At 43.5% G+C, this 2,626-nt stretch carries 3 protein-coding genes; 2 read left to right on the top strand and 1 reads right to left on the bottom strand.

Annotated features, from left to right (window positions below; genetic code table 11):
* Positions 1 to 297 (top strand): RtcB family protein (locus VN105_RS12245; protein WP_325641232.1); only part of this gene is annotated, 297 nt, incomplete at its 5' end.
* A gap of 221 nt (positions 298 to 518) precedes the next feature.
* Complete coding sequence (locus tag VN105_RS12240; RefSeq protein ID WP_325641231.1) at positions 519 to 1,736, top strand: sterol desaturase family protein; 1,218 nt, start codon at positions 519 to 521, stop codon at positions 1,734 to 1,736.
* Between the two features lie 102 nt (positions 1,737 to 1,838).
* Here VN105_RS12240 and VN105_RS12235 read toward each other — a convergent pair whose 3' ends face one another.
* On the bottom strand, positions 1,839 to 2,339 hold the full coding sequence (locus tag VN105_RS12235; RefSeq protein WP_325641230.1) for an RNA polymerase sigma factor: 501 nt from the start codon (positions 2,337 to 2,339) through the stop codon (positions 1,839 to 1,841).
* Positions 2,340 to 2,626 lie beyond the last annotated feature (287 nt).

Below are 2,626 nucleotides of genomic sequence, written 5' to 3'. Positions count from 1 at the left end.
GCGCCAGGATTCATTGTGCGGGGTAAAGGTGAAGAAGGTAGTTTGCAATCCGCTTCGCATGGTGCAGGGAGATTAATGTCGCGTACCCGGGCAAAAGCGTCTATCACCGAAGCCGTGTTAAGGCAGCAGTTACAGGAGCATGGGGTAACGCTTATTGGCGGCGGATTGGATGAAGCGCCTGGTGCGTATAAGAACATTGATACCGTGATGCAGGCGCAAACATCTCTCGTAGAAGTGATTGGACGGTTTGTGCCTAAAGTGGTAAGAATGGCGGATGGCGGACCTCCGGAAGACTAACAAAAAATATATGCAATGACGCAGGGGCGGAGAGCGGCGAAAGCTGTTTTCCGCCTTCTGTTTTTATTAGTCTAGTAAAATAGTAGGATAATTAAATTTTATTGCTTATCATTGCGGTAATTTACCACCACCAGTTATTACCAATAAACCTATGCATGGGCTGGCACCATGTATTAGCCTATGTCTTACTATTTGGATTTCCGGATTTAAAATTATAACAAGTGCATTTAAACTACCTGGCATTGGCAGTTCCTTTTTTCCTGACTTTTATAGGGTTAGAATACCTGGTGGCAAGGAAGAATGGAAAGACTTATTTCAAGTTTAATGATTCTATTACCAACCTGAGTATAGGTATCGCGGAGCGTTTACTGGATACGTTCACGGTAGGATTATTTTATTTTGTGTACGATTACCTGTACCGGCACTTTGCTATTTTTGATATTAAGGCCAGTGTATTGTTGTGGGTGGCATTGTTGATCTGCACGGATTTCATCTGGTATTGGTATCACCGGCTGGCGCATGAAGTAACCGTGTTCTGGTGTGCACATGTGGTACATCACCAGAGTGAGGAGTTTAATTACACGGTATCTGCGCGGATCACCGTGTTCCAGGCATTTATACGTACAGGTTTCTGGGCCATACTCCCGGTGATCGGTTTTCCTCCTGCCATGATTACCAGTATGCTGCTGGTGCACGGGCTGTATCCTTTCTTTATTCATACACGTACAATAGGTAAGCTGGGAATACTGGAGTATATATTAGTTACGCCGTCGCATCACCGGGTGCATCATGCCAGCAATCCACAGTATCTTGATAAGAATTATGGAGACGTATTTATAATATGGGATAAACTATTTGGCACTTTTGTGAAAGAAGAGGAAGAGCCGGTGTATGGCCTTACAAAACCGCTGGAAAGCAATAGCTTTTTGTGGCAGCATTTCCATTTTATCCTGGAGATGTTGTATTCCGCCCGGCAGGCGAAAGGGTGGAGGAATAAATTGCGTGTTGTTTTTGGCAAGCCGGATAACGTGGATCCCGGTGCGAGGGCCATCCTGGAGGAGAAGTTCCTGTTGCGCAATCCTCATATAACGGAGGCGCCTAAACTGTTTAATTATGTGCTGTGGCAGATAGTGGCCACACTGGTTTTATTATTCTCTTTTCTTTTACTGGAGCACTATGTGCCGGTATTTATAGAGGTATGTGTTACCCTGCTGATCCTGCTTACGCTGATCAACTGCGGCGCTATTATGGAGCAGAAGAAATGGGTGTTTTACCTGGAGTATGCACGTTACCTGGTATTGTGCTTTGCCGGTTATTATATTTGGCCTCATCCTGCATTCCTCTGTGCGGCTGCTATAATTATGATCACTGCTTTTTATTTCCAGTCGCACCTCAGGGAGCATTACCTGCGGCTGGTATATGGTTACCACCGTTCATAGCGGTACCGACTTTGAAGGCCGGTAACCGCATACACGTCCATCCGTTCATAGCAATACAGGTCCGGCGTTGAGCTGAACAGATTTCTGGTAGAGGTAAGGGGATTATTGCCTGGGTACCTGTGATTTGAGTATTTTCCGGGCAAAATGTATCCTGCTTTTGATGGTGCCTAGTGGTTCCTTCAGCATATTTGCAATTTCGAAGTATTTGTAGCCTTCATAATAGAGCATAAAGGGTTTTTTGAAGATGCCCGGCAAGTGGTACACTGCTATATGGATATCTTTCATGTGTAAGTTAGAGGCCGCTTTATTGCTGACTATATTCTGCTGATGGTTTATGAAAAATTCGCTGGCGCCGGGTTCTGCGATGGTGCGATGTTTTAATTTTTTCCGGTAGTGATTTATAAAGATATTTCGCATGATGGTGAACAGCCATGCGCGGATGTTTGTGCCTTCCAGGTATTTTTCCCGGTTGGACAGGGCTCTGAAAAGGGTTTCCTGGTAAAGATCTTTTGCCTGTTCGGTGTCTTTGGTGAGGGTAAAAGCAAAGGGTTTCAGGAAATCAGCATTTCCGATAAGCAAGGTGTTAAATTCAACAGATGACATAATGTTTAAGTTTTGCCTTAACTGATTTAAACAAAAAGGGGGGTAAAAGACGTTTTCTAAGGATGCCCGGGGGCGGTTAATACATGACTTTTTCCGTTATTTTTAATTGATTCTCAAGCAATTTGTCGTATGCCAATGTTTAGATCGGTAAAACAGGTGGTAGTTTAAGTGATGATCCAGATTTTCTAAAACAGGTAAACACAGGTAACTCTCTGTTATAATTAACGTAAAAGAGGGGGAAAAGGATTTTTTGGTTGTATTAACAATATTTACATATTATAAATAAC

The sequence above is a fragment of the Chitinophaga sp. genome (genome assembly GCF_035564935.1).
In the GTDB taxonomy this organism is placed as follows: Bacteria; Bacteroidota; Bacteroidia; order Chitinophagales; family Chitinophagaceae; genus Chitinophaga.
Note: the sequence above shows the minus strand (reverse complement) of the source record. Positions and strands in the feature narration are given on the sequence as shown.

What these genes read in the sequence shown, in the direction of transcription:
- VN105_RS12235 (WP_325641230.1), bottom strand. Translation starts at nt 2,339, where the DNA reads ATGTCATCTGTTGAATTTAACACCTTGCTTATCGGAAATGCTGATTTC.